The 245-nt window shown below is 68.2% G+C and carries 1 protein-coding gene; it reads left to right on the top strand.

Going from position 1 to position 245, the window contains the following annotated elements; genetic code table 11:
• A partial coding sequence (locus PSD17_RS26010; RefSeq protein WP_339124978.1) for a transposase occupies positions 1–244 on the top strand: 244 nt, incomplete at its 5' end.
• Position 245 lies beyond the last annotated feature (1 nt).

Below are 245 nucleotides of genomic sequence, written 5' to 3'. Positions count from 1 at the left end.
GATCCGCAAGGTCATCTGCTCCACCAACGCCATCGAGTCGCTCAACGCCCGCTACCGGCGCGCGATCAAGGCTCGCGGGCACTTCCCGACCGAACAGGCCGCCCTGAAATGCCTCTACCTGGTCACCCGCTCGCTCGACCCCACCGGACGAGGCCGGGCCAGGTGGGCGACGCGGTGGAAGCCGGCGCTGAACGCCTTCGCGATCACCTTCGCCGGCCGTATCGTCCCCAGCAACGGAAACTAGC

It is taken from the genome of Pseudonocardia sp. D17 (assembly GCF_036984265.1).
GTDB lineage: Bacteria > Actinomycetota > Actinomycetes > Mycobacteriales > Pseudonocardiaceae > Pseudonocardia > Pseudonocardia benzenivorans.
This window is presented reverse-complemented; position numbering and strand designations above follow the sequence as displayed.